This is a genomic window from Mesorhizobium sp. Mes31, assembly GCF_024519675.1.
Taxonomy (GTDB): domain Bacteria; phylum Pseudomonadota; class Alphaproteobacteria; order Rhizobiales; family Rhizobiaceae; genus Mesorhizobium.
Genome location: NZ_JALJRL010000018.1, coordinates 19,672 through 36,117, shown reverse-complemented (window position 1 = coordinate 36,117; position 16,446 = coordinate 19,672). Strand labels below are relative to the sequence as shown.

The window sequence follows — 16,446 nt, the reverse complement described above, 5'->3', positions numbered from 1 at the left end:
TCAAAACCATTGCGCCAGGGGCCAACGGCAGCTCGCAGGACACCGCCCTGCCGACAACAACTGCGGCAAGCAGGCCATGCGGCGGACGCTCATCTCTGCCCGGACTTGCTTTCCATTTTGCCGAAAAGTCGCATTGCCGGGCGCGTTTCCTTGACTGGAGCGGGTACGAACATACTTCGCACTTTCAGGAGCCGTTTGAGCAGGCGGCTATAGGTGAGATGCAGAACCCTGCCATCGGCAAGATCGAACTCCACCGTCCCCCATCGCTTGACCGGTGCCTCTCCGGTGGGAGGACCCAGCCTGCGAATCTGCAATGCCAGCCTGACCTTGCGGCCGGCTACCGTGAGGTAGATGCCCGGCAGCAGTCCCAGCACATGCCACAGCCGCGCAACATGCTCGATCGACATGGCCTGCGAGATCATCAAATGGGCGGGCTCGAGCCGCGCCCAGACGAAGTCACCGGCTGGCTGCGGCACTCCTGACAAGGCGCCCTTGCAGTAGGCCGGCGCCGCCTCGCTCACCAGCATCCGCATCGCGGTCGCCGCTCCATCGACCAGGCTCTGTCTCGACACCCAGTCAGCTTCGGAAAAAGGAACCTGTCCGAGGACGTCGCCCTCGTCGAAACCGGCGGACATCTTGTGCAGCGTGACGCCGCCGTGAACAGCATGCAGACCGTCCACGGCCAGACGGTGGAGAGGGTGCGGGCCACGGTAGTTGGGCAGCAGCGCCGGGTGAAGATTGAGCCCGCCTTTGGGAAAGCGACCAAGCAGGTCTTGGGGGATCAGGGCCGGGAAAGCATAGCAGATCAGCACATCGGCTGTGATTTCAGACAGTTGCCGGTCAAGCTCGCCCCAGTCGTAAGGCCGGCCAAATTCAATCAGCTTCACCCCGGCGTTACCCAGATAGCGCCGGAGCAGGAGCTTGCGTTTCAGCCTTCGACGGAAATTGCCGATGCTGAAGCCGGTGGGCCGCCGCCGGAAGCCAGGCACGACGATCGCGCCGATGTGGTTTCCCGCCTCCACCCAGCCGGCAAGCAGCGGTCCGGTGTAAGCAGAGATATCCAGCATGAAAACCGCACTGATCGACACCCCACGACCGGCGGGGTCAGTCGAATTCATCTTCTGACGTCCGGTCAAACAGTGCCTTCCTCGCCACCATTCTGCGACCGGCGATCCAGGCCGACCGCACAAACCGCCAAGCAGGGTCGAGCCGCGCCCGTCAGCCGGCCGGTTTGGGTGAAAGCGCCCCCACGGCGGTGACGACCGAAAGTCGTTCGCGTTTCACCAGCACTGGCTTTTCGTAGATCTTCTTCATGTCCACCCCCGAAAGCGCACTGACATCAAATCAGCATCCGCAGTTGGCCAGCGGCACAGCAAACTGTCAACCGCCAGGCAGGGTTTGGCGGCCGGCATTGGCGTGCCGCAGGAAATCGACGAAGACGCGCACGGCCGGCGGCGTATGGTGTTGTTTCTGGTAGCAGAGGAACCAGCCGGGAAAGGTCGCGCACCAGTCGTCCAGCAGCGGCACCAGTTTGCCGGCCTCGATCAGCGGGCGCAGCAAATCTTCCGCCCAGAAGGCAATGCCGACCCCCTGCACCGCGGCGGCAATTGCCATGTCACGGCTGGAAACGACAAGCGGACCGTTGACCGCGACCGAGAACCATTGGCCTTCCCTGGCGAATTCCCATTTGTAGAGGCCGCTGCTGCCCGGCCGGCGCCAGTTGATACAGCGATGCTGGAGCAGGTCCGCCGGTGCTGACGGTGATCCGTGGCGGGCGATGTAGTCCGGCGAGGCTACGGCGAACTGGCGCTGCTTGCCGCCAAGCGCCACGGCGACCATGTCGGCTTCGAGGAATTCGCCAAGCCTGGCGCCGACATCATAGCCGGCCTCGACAATGTCGATGGCGGCGTCGTCGATCGTCACGTCGAGGACGATGTCCGGCCATGCCTCGTAAAAGCCACCGAGCACTGGCTCCAGATAGGTGGCAGCGGCAACGCTGGGCATATGGACGCGCAAAACGCCGGCCGGCGCGTCACGCAAGGCAACGGCATCGCCGACCGCCGCTTCCATCTCGGCCATGGCCGGCGCGAAGCGCGCAAGCAGGCGTGCGCCGGCTTCGGTCAGCGACAGGCTGCGGGTGGTGCGGTTGAGCAGCCGCAGGCCAAGCCGCGCTTCGAGCTGACGGATCGTCTGGCTGAGCGTCGACGCCGAAATCCTGAGATCTTCCGCGGCGCGGGCGAAGCCGCCATGCGTGACGACAGCGGCAAAGGCCTTCAGTTCCGCATAGTCGCTGCCACGCATTATGCCAGATTCTCCAATGAGTGCGATGGAATTCTATCGTATTATCCGCACAGTGTCTGTCACCTAGTTTGCAGAGACGCCTCGAAGGGGATCCGACCAGGGTCGGCCCGGTACCGAGCGCATCTGAATCTCCCTCTGAGCAGGAGCAGCGAACATGCGGAAATTCAATGGGAAAATCGCCTTGGTGGCCGGCGCGTCCTCTGGCATCGGCGCGGCAACCGCGCTGGCGCTGGCGGCTGAAGGGGCTACCGTCGCCATCGCGGCGCGGCGCCTGCGGCGGCTCGACGATCTGGCCAGGCGCATCCGCGACGCCGGTGGCGAGGCACTCACCATCGAGGCCGACATCAGCGACGAGGCACAAGCCACCGCCATGGTCCGGCGAGTGCTGGAACGCTACGGCCAGTTGGACATGCTATTCAATGTCGCCGGCGTCGGCGTCGCCGCCCCCTTCCAGAACACCACCACCCGCGAGTACCGGGAGATGGTCGACATCAACATCCTGGGTGTGCTCTACGCGATCAACGCGGCACTGCCGGCGATGAAGCGGCAGGGATCAGGCCATATCGTCATCGTCTCGTCGGGCACCGGGCGATACATCCACCCTTCCGTGGTCTATTCCGGCACCAAGCACGCGGTGAGCGCCATGGCGGAATCGCTGCGCCGCGAAATCGGCAAGGACGGCATCCGGATTACCGTGATCGAACCGGGCGCGGTGAGGACCGAGTTCACCGCCAACATGCGCGACGATGTGCGGTTGGCGGTCGAGCACCGGCTGGGCGACATGGAGCAATTGGAGAGCGAGGACATCGCCGCAGCGATGCTCTACGCGGTGTCGCAGCCGCCAAGGGTCAACGTCAACATCCTGACGCTATACCCGACGCAACAGGCTTGATCCGCGATAGACGGCAAGGCGAGGATCGGGGCCTTGACCCCGATCCTGCGAACCCTAAGAAACCGCCTTTTCACGCACCGGCAGCTTCCAGCCCGGTCGGACGAAATGGCAGGTGTAGCCGTTAGGGTACTTCTCCAGATAGTCCTGGTGCTCGGGTTCGGCTTCCCAGAAGGGACCGGCCGGCGCGACTTCGGTTACGACCTTGCCCGGCCACAGACCAGAGGCATCGACATCGGCGATGGTGTCTTCGGCAACGCGCTTCTGTTCGTCGCTGGTGTAATAGATCGCCGAGCGATAGCTCATCCCGACATCGTTGCCCTGGCGGTTGCGCGTCGTCGGGTCGTGGATCTGGAAAAACCGCTCCAGCAATGTGCGATAGCTGATCGTGGCCGGATCGAAATTGATCTCGATGGCTTCGGCATGGGTGCCATGGTTGCGGTAGGTGGCGTTGGCCACGTCGCCGCCACTGTAGCCGACACGGGTGGAAATGACGCCGGGATAGCGCCGTATCAAGTCCTGCATGCCCCAGAAGCAGCCGCCGGCAAGCACTGCGCGTTCGGTCGAAGTCGCCATATCACGTCTCCTCTCAAAGCAATTCCAGGAAAAGTGTCTAGCGGTTTTTCCGTCTGGAATTGCGCAAAAATGAATTGGATCTCCCCATAAATGGGCATTGTCGCGGCTTTCGTCCAGTCGCCAGCGTCGGACACGGCGGGCAGCGGTCAGTTCTCCTGATCTTCAGGCGGGGCCGGCGGATCATTCGGCAGATCGTGCGTGCCCGGGGGAATGACGACGAAGTTGATGGCCACGGGAGGCGCCTGGCGTGACCAGCCGAGCATGACGGTCTTGACCGGAAGTGCCTTGATCCATGGCATGAGCCGCCGCGGCGGCTTTTGGCTACCCTGCCAGATCAGCAGCATGCCCTGGTCCTGCAGCCGCTTTGGCGTGATCCATGGCGCAAACCGCATGTCGAGGCCGGTAAAGATCGAGGGCTCGTCATAGGCATTCAGCCCGGCAAGCATGGCCAGCCCTGTGTCACCGCCGACGATGCCCAGCCGACCCTTGCTGGCCTCGTGCCAGACGGTTTCCGCTTCATCGGACACCAGTTGCGCGGGCCAGCAGACGGGTTGCATGTGTCCGAGGACATTGCAGCTTGTCGATCGGATCGTCGCATAGGCCCCGGACACGCCGATGACGCACACGAGCGCACAGATCGCCAGCCTGCGCATCTCGGAAATGCCGAGCCGGTCGCCAAGACAGGCAATGGCCACGACGCCGACAAGATTGTACATCGGCGCGCCCCACGCCTCCCCCGCTCCCGTGAACAGCGAAGCCACCATGACGAGAATGGCCGGGCCAAGCCCCATACACAAGAGATAGGTGAACGCCCTCGGCCCGACCGGCGCCATGTGCACTGCCACGACCTTGCGCGGCGGCTCGCGCCGCAACAGCCCGGATATTGCGAGAACGGCAAGGAAGCCTGTCAGCCCGGCCAATTGCACGCCGATGTAGTAGAGACGGGCGCGGTGGGCCATCACCCAGTCATCGCGGCCGGCGACATAGGTCAGCGGCAGGAAGTCGATGCGGTAGAGCTGGGCGGCCAAGGGTGCGGCGACGGCAACGAACACGGCGAGCCCCAGCCATGGCCAAAGCGTGGCGAGGCGAGTGCGTGCCCGTGTGTCCGACAACAGCCAGATCGCGCCGAACAGCAACAGCAGACCGGTGGAAAACTTGGCGTAGAGCCCGACCCCGGACACCATTCCCAGCACGATCCACCACCATCTGGAGCCAGTGTCGCGGGTTGCGCGCCACAAAAGCCATGAGATGGCGGCCCAGAAAGGCATCTGCGCGTAGTCGTGATTGAACTGCGGGGTGGGCCAGCCGAAAAAATAGATCGACGGCATCAAAAGCACGGCGGCCAGAGCGCGGGTTCGCCCGAGCATGTCGCGGGCCAGCAGATAGACGAAGATGAAGGTGGTCGAAACGACAAGCTGGGAAAGCAGATATTGCGGCCAGCGGAACGATCCGGTCAGAAGATGGCTGGCCTCGAGCAGCCATGCCGGAAGCTGCGGGTGCTTGTAGGTCAACAGCACCCATTCGCGCCCCCACATGAAACCCTCGACGACATCGCCGGGCGGCGCGGCGTCGACAAGCGCCGGTACCACGGTCCAGCACAGGATCTGCATCAGGCACAAAAGCGCGAGGACGACTTCCGGATAACGGACCAGGGTCGACCAGATCGACGACCGGTACCGGCCACTCGCAACAGCCAGGCCGACCGGCAGCCAGCTGTCCATGGATTCATCGATTCTCGCCATGCGGTGGGTAAATCACACCGGACCATTTTCCGAACAGCCCAGAAATCGAAGCTTACGAAAATGTATACTTACATGACCATTGCAAGACCAAGATTGAGGCGGAGTTTATCGCTCCGATGCTAACCCTCACCTCGAATACAAGCAGAACAGCGATGGAAGACGTCTCCAGGCAGCCCCTCGAAAATGTCGAGCCCGCGGGACAAGCCACGCATCGGGGAGATTCATTTCCGGCCCACGATGCCCGTGATCCCAGCCACGCGCCGGGCGAGATGGCGGCGCACGTCGCCTGCGCCTGAGCGGATCATCCCGCCGCGCTCCAAACCCTTCAAAGTTCGCCAGGATTACAATGCGCCACCAGCATGCCGTCATTCACTACCGAGCGCTCGACTTCTGGATGGCGCGTGCCGCCGTCCTCATCATCATCTGCCTGCAGCTTCTGGTCATCAACAACCTCTCATTCGGGCCACGCTGGCTGGCGCCGGCACTGGAAGCCGCCCTGTTGCTGCCCTTGTCGGTGGCAACGGCCTGGACGCAGGCTGCCACCAGAAAGGCGGTCGAGGACCACGAGTGGCACGCGATCGGCCAGTTTCGCGTCATGATCCGCAGAACGGCACTGACCATGACAGCCGTCATCAGCATCATGAATTGCGGTTCGCTGGTCCTGCTGGTGCGTGCCTTGCTGGAGGGCCATGCCGGCAGCAGCGGCACGACGCTCTTGATCGACGCGCTCAACATCTGGGTGACCAACGTCATCGTCTTCGCCTTGTGGTTCTGGAGCACCGACCGCGGCGGACCGCCGACCTGCGGCCTCGTCAAGCTCGCCCAGGCCGATTTCCTGTTTGCGCAGATGACACTCAACGACCGCGAGCTTCGCGACTGGCTGCCGGGTTTCGTCGACTATGTCTTCCTTGCCTTCACCAACGCGACGGCGTTTTCGCCTACCGATACCTTGCCGCTCTCCCAGCGCGCCAAGCTGCTGATGATGGCGGAGGCCATGATCTCGCTGCTGACCATCGCGCTGGTCGCCGCACGCGCGGTCAACATCCTGGCTTGAGGCTTGCCAGGCCGGATCGCCGATGCAAGGCTCGTTGAGCGGATGGGCGGGACTTCTCGGGCCAAAAACGCAAAATAGCCCGCCCGGCGAACCGGACGGGCTATTGGTTGTGTTCGAGCCTCGTCGGCTACGTCAGGATCAAGCAGGAGACGCCCGCTTAAAGCGGCGGTGATCGGCTGGGATTGGCAGAAACACGCTTGGTCATGGCCAAACTCCCGGCAAAACAACCTATTCCATGCAGTTGAACGCGCAAAAATGGCATGCTCTGCCCGGTCCGGCCGTTTCAAGGATCATCCTGGATCACTCTTCAGCCGACGGCTTGAACCTCCTCACCACGAACTCGAACAAAATATCCGAAATCCACATCGCCGATACGCCGATCAGGAAGGCAGCGGCAAGCGTGGTCGTGTCGTCGGCCGGATCAGGCATCGGCAGGCCGCTCGCCTTGAAATAGGACACGACCGGTAAGGTCAGATACGCCGCCGCCAGCGCGCCGCAGATCGGCGAGGCCACCATTTCGCGCAGCTTGTAACGGTGCCGCGACAGTGCGCGCAGAACACCGCCGGCAAGGCCGGCGGCGACGACAGGTCCCTTGATGCCGAGCATGTCGAAGAAATCGTGCATCATGGCCTCCATCCGCAAAGCTTCTGGCCCTTTTCGTTGTGAGCCAGGATCGCCGCCACCGACGCGTCGGAAAGGGTTGCCACCTCCGCCTTTGCCGGCCGAATGGGATGCTCGACCGCGCAGAACGACCCGCCAACCGTGGTGCAGCCGGCCAGCATGAGCAAAATCGCTATGATTTTGCCCATTTGCCCAGTCTCGCCCGGTTGTCATCCGGCGCCCTGCCGGCGACGGCATCATCGATCTTCTGGGCTTCGGTGCGTGCCGCTGCATCCGCGGCCGCCTGCCTGGCTTTCTGGCTGGCCTTGCCCTTGGCGTAGGCGGTCCAGATACCCGCGATCGCCATGAGGCCCGCGAGAAGATATGGCCAAAGCTGCTCGATGAGCGCGGTTGCGATCGGTACAAGCGACATCTCACTTCTCCCCGGCTGGTGGCGCAACCATGCCGCCCGGGCCATCGCGCAGCGCGTTGATGATGATCTTTGCAAGGGCGATGGCGCCGCTGATCTGAAGTGCTGTGCGATCGGTCAGGCCGAACATCGTCCAGTCGAAGCCGACCAGGGCGCCGCCGCAGATGATCGCGATCAGCGTGTTGAGGACATTGTGCAGCGCATTCGTGTTGAACCATTTCATCAGAAGATGCTCCATAAAAGCTCGGTGACGTGGCGCCAGAAGGCTGCAAGCGCCGTGACGACGAGAGCGAAGACGCCAGCCGCGACAGCCGCCTTGCCGCCGGACGACGTCGGTTTTGCCGAAGGCACGGGCCGGACTGCCGGAGCTTCGCCAGCAGGCGAAACGGGAATTCCCGTTTCGGCAGACGGACCCGGCGCGACCGGAGGTATCGGGGTCGCCTGTGGAGGCATTGCGGGCGCGGCAGGGTCGGGGACGACCACCGGAACGGGTTTCGCGGGCGCGGGCGCGGCGGGAAAAGCGATTACCGCGCCATCCGGCCAGACCTTCGCCGCCTTGGCCAGCCACGCCTTCTGGTCGGCCAGCCCGATCGCACCGCCGTTCACCGCCTTGCACACACCGGCGACATCGTTCCTGTCGGCCAGCGCATTGATGTTGCGCTTGCTCCAGTAAATCGTGGCCGCCAGCAGGGCGCCGGGGAAACCGCGCAGCAGGTCCGGGTTCGCGACCACAGGCAGTCCAGTCGCGGCCTCGACCTCCTCGAAATTCTCACGACCGGTGTTCTGCAGCAGCCCGGAACCACGATATTTCCACCCATCGCCGGCCGCAAAATTTCCAAGCCGGTCGCCATAGACCTTCTCGGCAAGTTTCACCGGATTGTTGGCAAAGGGTTTGGCGGAGGCAGCCGTCGGGAACCGGCCCGGCCACACCTCATGCGCACGCCGCGCCGAATAGTTCAGGTTCTCCTCGATCGCGTGAAGGCCGCCGGTCTCGACGCAGACGCGGGCGAAGAAGTGGCGCACGCGGATCGGCGTATTGATGCCGGCATGGTCGAGCAGATGAAGGTTATCGACAATGCCGGCGATGATCGTCTTCGAGGCGTTCGGGCACAGCTGCGCGAGCGCCTCCGCAAAGGTGCGGGCCATGGGGATTCCTCTCCGCCCCTCACGGGCTTTGATGTTGGGAGTGTGATGAAGATTGAACCGCGCGCGGCTTTCAGGTATCGCAGAGGCTTGGAGTTGCGCCCGTGAGATCTGACAGACAACCGACTAGAGCCGAACAGCAGTTTATCGACGCTCAGGAGCGGTTCGAGGCAGAGACGCTTGATAACGATGCGCACCATTTTGCGCCGAGCGCCGTCAGCCATGCTCTCTTTGAAATTCGGCTTGTGCTTTGGCTTTGCTTCGCCATGCTGTGTATCATCGCATGGCGCATCTGGTAGCTCAGAGATTTGCCGCGTCAGGGAAGAACCTCTCGACCTTCCTGCCCTGCATGACTTCATGTTCGAAGGACGCGCCTTCGACTATCGCGGCGACAAATTCGCCATCGTGAATAAGAGCAAGTGTCATCGGTGGGGATTCTTCTATCTGAAGCTTGCAGCGCCCATCACGTAGTTGTTGCCATTGGAGGCGCGCGTCGCCACGACGCCGCGCGCCGTCTCGGCTTCTATCGCCTGGTAGCTACCCCCCGATGTCGATCGGCTTTGGCCCGTTACGTCGGTGTCATAGTCTTCCAAGACGCCGGTCCATGTGTATGTGGAGCTAACATTGCCTTCGCGGGCGTTGGCAAAGAGCAGGCCATTCTTGGGAACGTTGATGGTTGTCGATCCAGGATTTGCGGTCGAGCTGGCCGTGAAAGCCGCCGCAATGCTTCGGACATTATAAAGGCGATACGTCGCCACCGTGCAGTAAGCGGCAGATGTGCCCAAGCTAACGACGACGTTTTGAGCTCCTAACCCGCTGGGAACGCGGGCAATACCGATCCCGCACCACGAAACACTATTCGATACCGACGACACCCAGGTAATCGCAACCCCGCCAATCGTCCCGCTCAGGCCAACAGGCGTCACGTTGCTGGAACACATGACGAGAATGCAGCGCTGCGGCGAAGGCAAACCGGTATCGACAGATATTGTGTAGGCCGACAGTGCGGAGGTATCGAAAAGCGAACTGACAAACTGTTTGACCGGCAGCGGATCAAGTATTTGATACGCTGGCATTATCAGGCCGGCACTCATTGCAGCGCCTCAATCACCGCCGTCACGCCAGCAGCCGTTTTCGAAATGTGAAGCTTGAACAAGCTTGCGTTCGTGGTGGTGAGCGGATCGCCTTTCGGATTGCCGGATGCGAAGCCGGCGAAGGTGATGGCACCAGCCGAGGCGTTATTCGTGATGTCTATCTCCATGTTGTACGTGCCGGCAAGTGATGGTGCCGCCAGGGTGAAGGCGCCGCCGTTGGTGATGGTCTTGAAGTTGCCGCCGGCTGGCGAAGGCGTGTAAGTGCCCGAGGATTTGGTCCCGTCAGCCGCCGCAGTCGCCGTAAACCCCGCCGTGATGCCCGTGTTGTCCGCCGCCTTTTGCAGCATCGCCGCCGCGATCTCCGCCAGCGTGTCAAACGCCGCTGACACGCCACCAAGCACCACGTCGATCGCGGCCTTGACGAATCCAGTCGTTGCTAGCTGCGTCGTGTTAGTGCCAGGCGCGGCTGTCGGCGCGGCCGGAGTCCCGGTGAATGTTGGGCTGGCCTTTGGCGCCAGGCTCGACACGGCTACACCGCTGTCCTTTGCGAGTTTGCCGGTGGTGCCGTTGAAGGTGGCGATGTTGTCGGCCACCGCCGAGGCAGGACCGACAATCAAGTCGCTTGCCTTGACACCGCTATCCTTGCCCACCTTGCCCGTCGTGCCGTTGAAGGTAACGATGTTGTCGGCCACCGACGAAGCCGGACCGGTGAAATCACCGACCCCCGCGCCATCCGCGCCCTTGTCCCCTGCCCGGTCGAACATCAGCCAGATGCCGTTCGCCGTTGTCGGCAACGTGCCGGAGCCGCTGACATAGGCCAGCGCCAGCTTGCGGTAGCCACCGCCGTCCAAGACGGCGCCGGTGACATTGTAGACATAGGAGATGGCGGCGGAGGTCTTGGAGCGCAGCGTCAGCTGGCCCTTGATGGTGTTGGTGCTGTCGTCGAACGTATCGAGAAGGCCGCTCACCGTCGCACCGCCAGCGTCCAGATTGTCGATATAGGCGGCGGTCGCCGAGGCGGCGGTGGCGTTGTTCAGCCGCAAGGTGCCGTTGCCGGGGTCGGCATCAGCGGTGGTCGTCGAAAAGGTATAGCCGAGCGCCGCCACCGAACTTGCAGCCGCCGTGGCGGATGTCGCGGCGTCGGTGGCCGAGGTTGCGGCATTGGTCGCCGAAGTCGCCGCCGCCGTGGCCGATCCCGAGGCCGCGCTTGCCGAGCCGGCGGCAGCGGTGGCCGAATTGCCGGCATTGGTGGCGCTGGTCGCGGCGCTCGAGGCGGAGCCCGACGCGGCACTTGCCGAGTTGCCGGCACTGGTGGCCGAATTCGCCGCCGTGGAGGCGGAGCCGGAAGCCGCCGTGGCCGAGCCAGACGCGGCGGTTGCCGAGGTGCCGGCATTGGTGGCGCTGGTGGCGGCGGCGTTCTTGGAAGTCAGCGCCGCGGCCGCGCTGTTGGCCGCGGCCGTCGCGGCGGCCGTGGCATCGCCCAGCGTGTCTTCCGAGAGGAAGAACGCGAGTGTGATCGCATCGCTGCCGATCACCGGGTTCAGCGTTTCGAAGGCATAGACGAAATCGGCAGAGGCCATGCCCTGCTGCACATGCACCGTCGTACCCTTCTGCATTGTACGCGCGGTGCGCGCGTCGGCGGCGCGGAACCACTGGCCCTCGCTCGCCGTATAGATGCCGTTCTCGCTGGCATCGGCCTGGTTCTTCACCAGCACACGGTCGCCCACTTCTGTCACGACACCGTCGATGGTCTGCAGCCCATAGAGGGCAATGTTGGCCGTGGTCGCCAGGCGCACGGGTTCGCGTTCGCCGGTCAACAGGCGAACGGCGGCGGTTGCAGGTCGGGCCATAAGGCTTGCTCCATGAAAAAAGCCCCGCGAAAGCGAGGCTTGAAGAAGGTTGAGTACCGATACGACACTACCGCGCGAAGGTCGGCAGCCATCAAGTGGCCACATCCAACGCGCAGCTGAGAATCAGGCCTATTTAGTCAATGATCTCCACAACTTGCCCAGCGTTGAACTCTGTGGTGCCGCGGGAGCCGCTGCTTCTGTTTCGGGTGCTTTGCGGACATTTACCGCCGTCCCAGGTGGCAGGCCTCGCACCTTCGCGATAATTTGACCCATGATATGCCAATAGACACCAGGTCCGACAATTCGAGATTCTCGATTGCGTCCCCGCCGCCCAGAAACAGCGGTTTCTTGCTGAAGGCTCGCTCCGATATCACGAGGTTCAGGTTGATCCCGAAGTCATCGTAATCTGCCCTGCCGTCCACCTTGAGCCAGTAGAACATGTCACTCTTGAAGCAGCGGCAGAACCTTTTCATCAAGAAATTTGAGACGACTGTCCAGCATTTCAGCGTTGGCAGGAGTCGCCGGGACATTAACGGGGATCAGCTTCGCAACTGACTTCCCTTGTCGCGCAGCTTCAACCCAATCCTCCATTGCACCGATATATCCATCCAGCACCTCATACGGTGTCTGGACGTCATCGCCAGGCATATAGGCCGGAGGCACATCGCCCACGATCACCCATATCCATTGAGGCACATCTGGTCTTCCAGGTAAAATCTCGAAGAGAAAAATGTATATTATACCCTCGGCACCATACCCAAAATACTCGGCTTTGATATTTTTTCCCCAGTTATAAGACTGGAGGTATTGACGGGCTTCCAGAAGAGCCGCGTCAATGTCATCCCCCGATTCAGGATCGTCGGAAGCCAGCGGCAAACGACTGACTTTACTGAGGTCTGGCGTAACTGCGTTCACGATGTTTCTCCAATACTCGGTTTTTTCTGGCGCCATCGTCTCCTAGCCCAGCGCTCGAAATCCCCAGATTCTTTGTGGTGCCGTATGTGATCTTCCCTCGTACGAGGCGCAATATTTGATACGTGATCCAACCCCCCGTCGGCCAGCGGTTTCTCATGGGAAACATCCATATTTCGACCTGTCGCAGGGTCTTTGGGCCAGGGCTTACCATGCAGCAACTCCCATTCCTTGCGAAGAGCTTTGCTCGTCATGGTGCGCTTGGTAGGAACAAGCTTTAGATCATCCTCGTCAGTAATTTTTGCGGCCGGGTTCTCAGCAGTAGCAGACCGTTCCAACGCCTCGACTTCAGCCGCCTTCGGGTCACCAACTCCTTCTTTTCCAGGTACTTCGGTTACCTCTTCAGCCGATCTGTTCTGCGCAAATTCGGATGCTTTTGCGCCCCTCGACCAACCGGTGAGCCTCGCCGTTACCTGCCTGCCAATTTCGCTGAGCCCCTCGGCAAGGACATTGCCGCCGGCGCCCCAAAGTGCCCCAGCCGCCGCGCCGCTCAGGATGTCCTCATCCAAGCCGTGCGCATATGCGGCGCCATAGATTGCACCCTCGCCGCCGGCGACGGCGGTCCGCGCGGCCAAGCCGGTCAGGCCGTCCAAGGCTGCGGTGCCCAACCTGCCCGTAAGAGTGATGCCCGAATTCGCCAGGCCATGTCCGGCGATGGCACCACCGAGGAGTTCCGCCGGTAGAGCTGCCGACCCTGCCCGGTCCTCGGCATCTTCTGTCGCGGCCCGTTCGGCGGCGAGCAGTTCCTCATAGCTTCTGTCGGAGAAAAGCGAATTGAGGGCGGCCGCGGCTTTGTCCGCGTGACCAAAGCTGACGCCTTTGGCCATCAGGCGGACCACGTCATCGGCGGCTTGGAAGGGTTTCAGCCAGAACGACGCAGCGTTGTATTGTGACCGGGCCGGATGCAATGTGATGGTCAACAGGCCGGCCGCTAAGGCGTCTTCCCGTGCCTGGATGTCTGCCGGTGTCAGCTTCGGATCGGTTGCCGCGTTCTGTTGCAGCCGAGGCAAGCCAGACTGAAACAGTTGCCTCGCCATCTCAAGACGCAAGCGTGGATCGCGAACCGCCAGAAAGATCGTACTCAGTTCGGTCATACGCTGCCGCCACGGCACGCTTGGGTCGATAAATTTCGCGGCGAGGCTTTCCGCGGCGGACCGCGGCAACGGCAGTATCTTGTCGAAACCCATCTCCTGTTGGGCTGCAACGGCCCAGGTGATGGCAGCCTTGTAGTCCTCGGGAGTTGTGATCTTGTCCCAGTCGGGAGCCCGGCCTGGGAACATTTGGCCGACATAGGCGGCAGGGTCGGCCCTCCTAGCGCCCAGAACGAATTGTGCGCCGGCAGCCTTTGCCTCGTAACGCGCCCGCTCTTCCTGCGAGCTGTTGGGACCGGGCTCAAAGTCCCGAAGCTCAGCGTGTATTGCCTGGTTCGGCATACGGCGCATGTCGAAGACCGAACCAGCGACGCCGGTCGTTATCCTGAACTGATCGAAATGCTTCGGGCCGTCCTCGGCTCCGTAGATGCTGGCAAAATCCTGCGTAGTCGGTTTCGCCTCGGGATATTCGCCCGTGCTGGCGATGACAGCCGGTGCATTTTGCTCCGCGAGTTGCACTTTGGCGCGGGCATCGACCAATTGCGCGGCAGTCGCGGTGTTGGCCTGATTCCTTAGCGCTACGACATCACTGGGCTTCAGGTAGGTGATGGCGTCGAGGGGAATGGCTGTCTTGTCGTCCGGCGCCGTCGCGCTGCTTCCGTCGAATGCCCGCGCACTACCTTCGACCGGCATCAGCTTGCCAGCATCATCTGCCGCAGCCGCATTTGAGTTGCCCGAGGCGCGGGAGCCACCAACCGCCTCTGCCGTATCGTCCTTCGTCCGCCCCCCAACCTGCGCCGCACCCAGCATCTCGACGGCGCGCTTCGGGTCCTGGGCGATCATCGCCTGGACCAGCGCCTTGGCCGTATTGGTGCGCCAGGCGGCTTCCGCCGCTTGTCGGGCGAGCGGGTTGCCGATCTTGGCGATCAGGTCAAACCCGCTCTGCCGGATCGCCTCGAAATTCGCGGTGTCGTTCGGGTCGCTGTTCGCGATGGCGCTCGTCGACATGGTGTCGACCTTGGTCCACTCGGCCAACTCGTAGTCGTCGCGCTGCGCCTTCTGCCGCTGCGCCATGCGCCGCGCACCAACCGCGCGTAGCGTCTCCTTTTGCCTGGCGAAACTGGCGCGCTGGCTCTCGGGCATGGTCGGCAGGGCATCGTCGAACATCGTGTCGAACAGCCCAGGCTTCACCACCTGGCCGGTGCGCGGATCGACCTGGCCGTACATGGCCTCATGCAAGCCGCTGCCGTCGGCCGGCGCGTTGGCCGCCACCTCGTCTTCCGCCTGCGCGACCTGGCCTTTAAACCGGCGTCCTGCCAACTCGGCGTCGAACGCCTCCTGCTGGTCCTTCATCTGCTGGTAGCGCTCGGCAACAGCGGAAAGCTGGTCGCCCAGCCCCTGCATCGCCCTGCCGACGGGCGATCCCTGGGGATATTGCACCCCATTGCCGGTATCGAGCCGGCGCTGGGCTATTTGGAGAGGGATGGTTGCCATTTAAGTGTTCCCTGCCCACGCAGCCCTGAGAGGCGAACTGCCGAAGATCACGGAACGCGTCGGCGCCGTGCCGACTGCCATGCTCGAGGTCTGGCTCTTCGCCGGGTCGTAGATTTTGGAGAGGCCGCCGACGAGCGCGCTGCCGGCGTTGAAGATCGACGCCGTCACCGCCTGCTTGCCGGAGAAGCGCGAGATGGCCGCCTGGCTGTTGAGATTGTTCTGGCGTAGCTGCGAGCCGTACAACATCGCGTCGAGGTCGAGCTGGCCCTGCCTGGCGTTGGCCGCCAGCACCTCGGTCGGCGAGCCGGCCATGCCGACGCCGGACGCGCCAGCCTGGGCGCGGGCCTGAGCCTGCAGCAGGTCCTGCTTGTGGCGCTCCTGGCTCTGCTCGAAGGCGGTACTTTGCGCGTCGGCCAGCGCCTGCTGCTCATAGGCCTTGGCCTGGTAGTCGGCCATCTGCTTCTGCTGCTGGCCCTCGACCAGCGCGCCGCCGGCCGACAGGGCGGTCCCTGCCAGTCCAAGAAGGGCAAGTGTGCACATGGTCAGCCTCGTTCGCTAAAGCTTGCGGGAATGAATTTGCTTTTGATGCCGTCCACGGGGGCGCCGAGCGCCGGGCGCGGGTCGAGCGCGCCGCCGGGGCTGAGGAAGGACAAAAGCAGCCTGTCGGCCTGCAGCGCCGGCCGGCTGAGACGCGCCGGTGGGGCGGCCCGCACGCCGGCCATGGCGGCGCGGCGGGTGGTGGTGAGATTCACCTTCAGCTCGGTGACGCCGGCGGCGTCGAACAGGCCATTGGCGGTGGCAATGGTGCGGGCGAGCGCATCGGCCTCGAACAGTTCTTGGCGCAGCTGCTCGACCAGCCGGTGGACGCTGCGCCAGCGCTCGCCGAGCACTGCCGCCTTGGCCTTGATCTCGTCGCCGAGGGCGGCGATGTCGGCCCGGGCTTCGCTCTGCGCTGCCTCCGCACGGCGCTTGCCGGCGGCGTCGATGGTCTTTTCCAGGAGCGCGATCTGGTCGTTGCAGTCGTCGAGGGCGGCACGTGCGGCGGCCAGGTCGCCGTCGCCGAAGACCGCGCGGTCCTCGGCTTGTGCCAGTTCGCTCTTGCGGGCGATCGCGTCATTGAGCTCGGTATCAAGCAAGGCGATGACGGCAGCGAACTCGGCAGCCGTCCGCGCCCTGCCGAGTTGCTCGGCATGGTGGGATGTCATTGGTG

Annotated in this window: 18 protein-coding genes; 2 read left to right on the top strand and 16 right to left on the bottom strand. The window is 63.1% G+C overall.

Annotated elements, in window-relative coordinates; genetic code table 11:
- Nucleotides 1-89 precede the first annotated feature (89 nt).
- The 3 genes from NR193_RS25565 to NR193_RS25555 form a co-directional block, all read right to left on the bottom strand.
- Nucleotides 90-1,118 (bottom strand): formyltransferase family protein, encoded by a 1,029-nt coding sequence (locus tag NR193_RS25565; RefSeq protein WP_256753523.1) that lies wholly within the window; start codon nucleotides 1,116-1,118, stop codon nucleotides 90-92.
- Nucleotides 1,119-1,218: 100 nt separating this feature from the next.
- A complete protein-coding gene (locus tag NR193_RS25560) occupies nucleotides 1,219-1,314 on the bottom strand; it encodes a putative RiPP precursor (RefSeq protein WP_256753522.1) in 96 nt (31 codons plus the stop codon).
- A 66-nt stretch (nucleotides 1,315-1,380) separates the two neighbouring features.
- On the bottom strand, nucleotides 1,381-2,301 hold the full coding sequence (locus tag NR193_RS25555) for a LysR family transcriptional regulator (protein ID WP_256753521.1): 921 nt from the start codon (nucleotides 2,299-2,301) through the stop codon (nucleotides 1,381-1,383).
- Between the two features lie 154 nt (nucleotides 2,302-2,455).
- On the opposite strand from NR193_RS25555, the gene NR193_RS25550 reads away from it, so the two are divergent.
- Complete coding sequence (locus NR193_RS25550; protein ID WP_256753520.1) at nucleotides 2,456-3,193, top strand: SDR family oxidoreductase; 738 nt, start codon at nucleotides 2,456-2,458, stop codon at nucleotides 3,191-3,193.
- Between the two features lie 54 nt (nucleotides 3,194-3,247).
- Here the strand turns inward: NR193_RS25550 and msrA are convergent, their stop codons facing one another.
- Nucleotides 3,248-3,766 (bottom strand): peptide-methionine (S)-S-oxide reductase MsrA, encoded by a 519-nt coding sequence (gene msrA / locus NR193_RS25545; protein WP_091581290.1) that lies wholly within the window; start codon nucleotides 3,764-3,766, stop codon nucleotides 3,248-3,250.
- Nucleotides 3,767-3,912: 146 nt separating this feature from the next.
- Complete coding sequence (locus NR193_RS25540; protein WP_256753519.1) at nucleotides 3,913-5,487, bottom strand: glycosyltransferase family 39 protein; 1,575 nt, start codon at nucleotides 5,485-5,487, stop codon at nucleotides 3,913-3,915.
- Between the two features lie 367 nt (nucleotides 5,488-5,854).
- Between NR193_RS25540 and NR193_RS25535 the strand changes: the two genes are divergently transcribed.
- Complete coding sequence (locus NR193_RS25535) at nucleotides 5,855-6,562, top strand: hypothetical protein (protein ID WP_256753518.1); 708 nt, start codon at nucleotides 5,855-5,857, stop codon at nucleotides 6,560-6,562.
- Between the two features lie 300 nt (nucleotides 6,563-6,862).
- Here the strand turns inward: NR193_RS25535 and NR193_RS25530 are convergent, their stop codons facing one another.
- The 11 genes from NR193_RS25530 to NR193_RS25480 all read right to left on the bottom strand — a co-directional run bounded on the left by NR193_RS25530 (nucleotide 6,863) and on the right by NR193_RS25480 (nucleotide 16,441).
- On the bottom strand, nucleotides 6,863-7,186 hold the full coding sequence (locus NR193_RS25530; RefSeq protein WP_256753601.1) for a hypothetical protein: 324 nt from the start codon (nucleotides 7,184-7,186) through the stop codon (nucleotides 6,863-6,865).
- A gap of 169 nt (nucleotides 7,187-7,355) precedes the next feature.
- Complete coding sequence (locus NR193_RS25525) at nucleotides 7,356-7,595, bottom strand: hypothetical protein (protein ID WP_256753517.1); 240 nt, start codon at nucleotides 7,593-7,595, stop codon at nucleotides 7,356-7,358.
- Between the two features lies 1 nt (nucleotide 7,596).
- Nucleotides 7,597-7,815, bottom strand: a complete 219-nt coding sequence (locus tag NR193_RS25520; RefSeq protein WP_091581623.1) for a hypothetical protein — start codon at nucleotides 7,813-7,815, stop codon at nucleotides 7,597-7,599.
- Nucleotides 7,815-8,738 (bottom strand): glycoside hydrolase family 19 protein, encoded by a 924-nt coding sequence (locus tag NR193_RS25515; RefSeq protein ID WP_256753516.1) that lies wholly within the window; start codon nucleotides 8,736-8,738, stop codon nucleotides 7,815-7,817. Before NR193_RS25515 ends, NR193_RS25520 begins: the two co-directional genes overlap by 1 nt.
- Before the next feature lie 297 nt (nucleotides 8,739-9,035).
- Nucleotides 9,036-9,161 carry a hypothetical protein gene (locus NR193_RS25510; RefSeq protein ID WP_256753515.1) on the bottom strand — a complete coding sequence of 42 codons (126 nt, stop codon included), beginning with the start codon at nucleotides 9,159-9,161 and terminating at the stop codon, nucleotides 9,036-9,038.
- A 14-nt stretch (nucleotides 9,162-9,175) separates the two neighbouring features.
- The gene (locus NR193_RS25505) at nucleotides 9,176-9,829 is read right to left on the bottom strand and encodes a hypothetical protein (protein WP_256753514.1); all 654 of its coding nucleotides are present in this window, start codon (nucleotides 9,827-9,829) and stop codon (nucleotides 9,176-9,178) included.
- The gene (locus tag NR193_RS25500) at nucleotides 9,826-11,679 is read right to left on the bottom strand and encodes a hypothetical protein (protein ID WP_256753513.1); all 1,854 of its coding nucleotides are present in this window, start codon (nucleotides 11,677-11,679) and stop codon (nucleotides 9,826-9,828) included. The genes NR193_RS25505 and NR193_RS25500 overlap by 4 nt, the downstream gene beginning before the upstream one ends.
- Before the next feature lie 441 nt (nucleotides 11,680-12,120).
- Complete coding sequence (locus tag NR193_RS25495) at nucleotides 12,121-12,630, bottom strand: hypothetical protein (RefSeq protein WP_256753512.1); 510 nt, start codon at nucleotides 12,628-12,630, stop codon at nucleotides 12,121-12,123.
- A complete protein-coding gene (locus NR193_RS25490; protein WP_256753511.1) occupies nucleotides 12,591-15,236 on the bottom strand; it encodes an HNH endonuclease signature motif containing protein in 2,646 nt (881 codons plus the stop codon). The genes NR193_RS25495 and NR193_RS25490 overlap by 40 nt, the downstream gene beginning before the upstream one ends.
- Nucleotides 15,237-15,776 carry a hypothetical protein gene (locus NR193_RS25485; RefSeq protein WP_256753510.1) on the bottom strand — a complete coding sequence of 180 codons (540 nt, stop codon included), beginning with the start codon at nucleotides 15,774-15,776 and terminating at the stop codon, nucleotides 15,237-15,239.
- Nucleotides 15,777-15,778: 2 nt separating this feature from the next.
- Nucleotides 15,779-16,441, bottom strand: coding sequence for a hypothetical protein (locus NR193_RS25480; protein ID WP_256753509.1), 663 nt, complete (start codon nucleotides 16,439-16,441; stop codon nucleotides 15,779-15,781).
- Nucleotides 16,442-16,446: the final 5 nt, after the last annotated feature.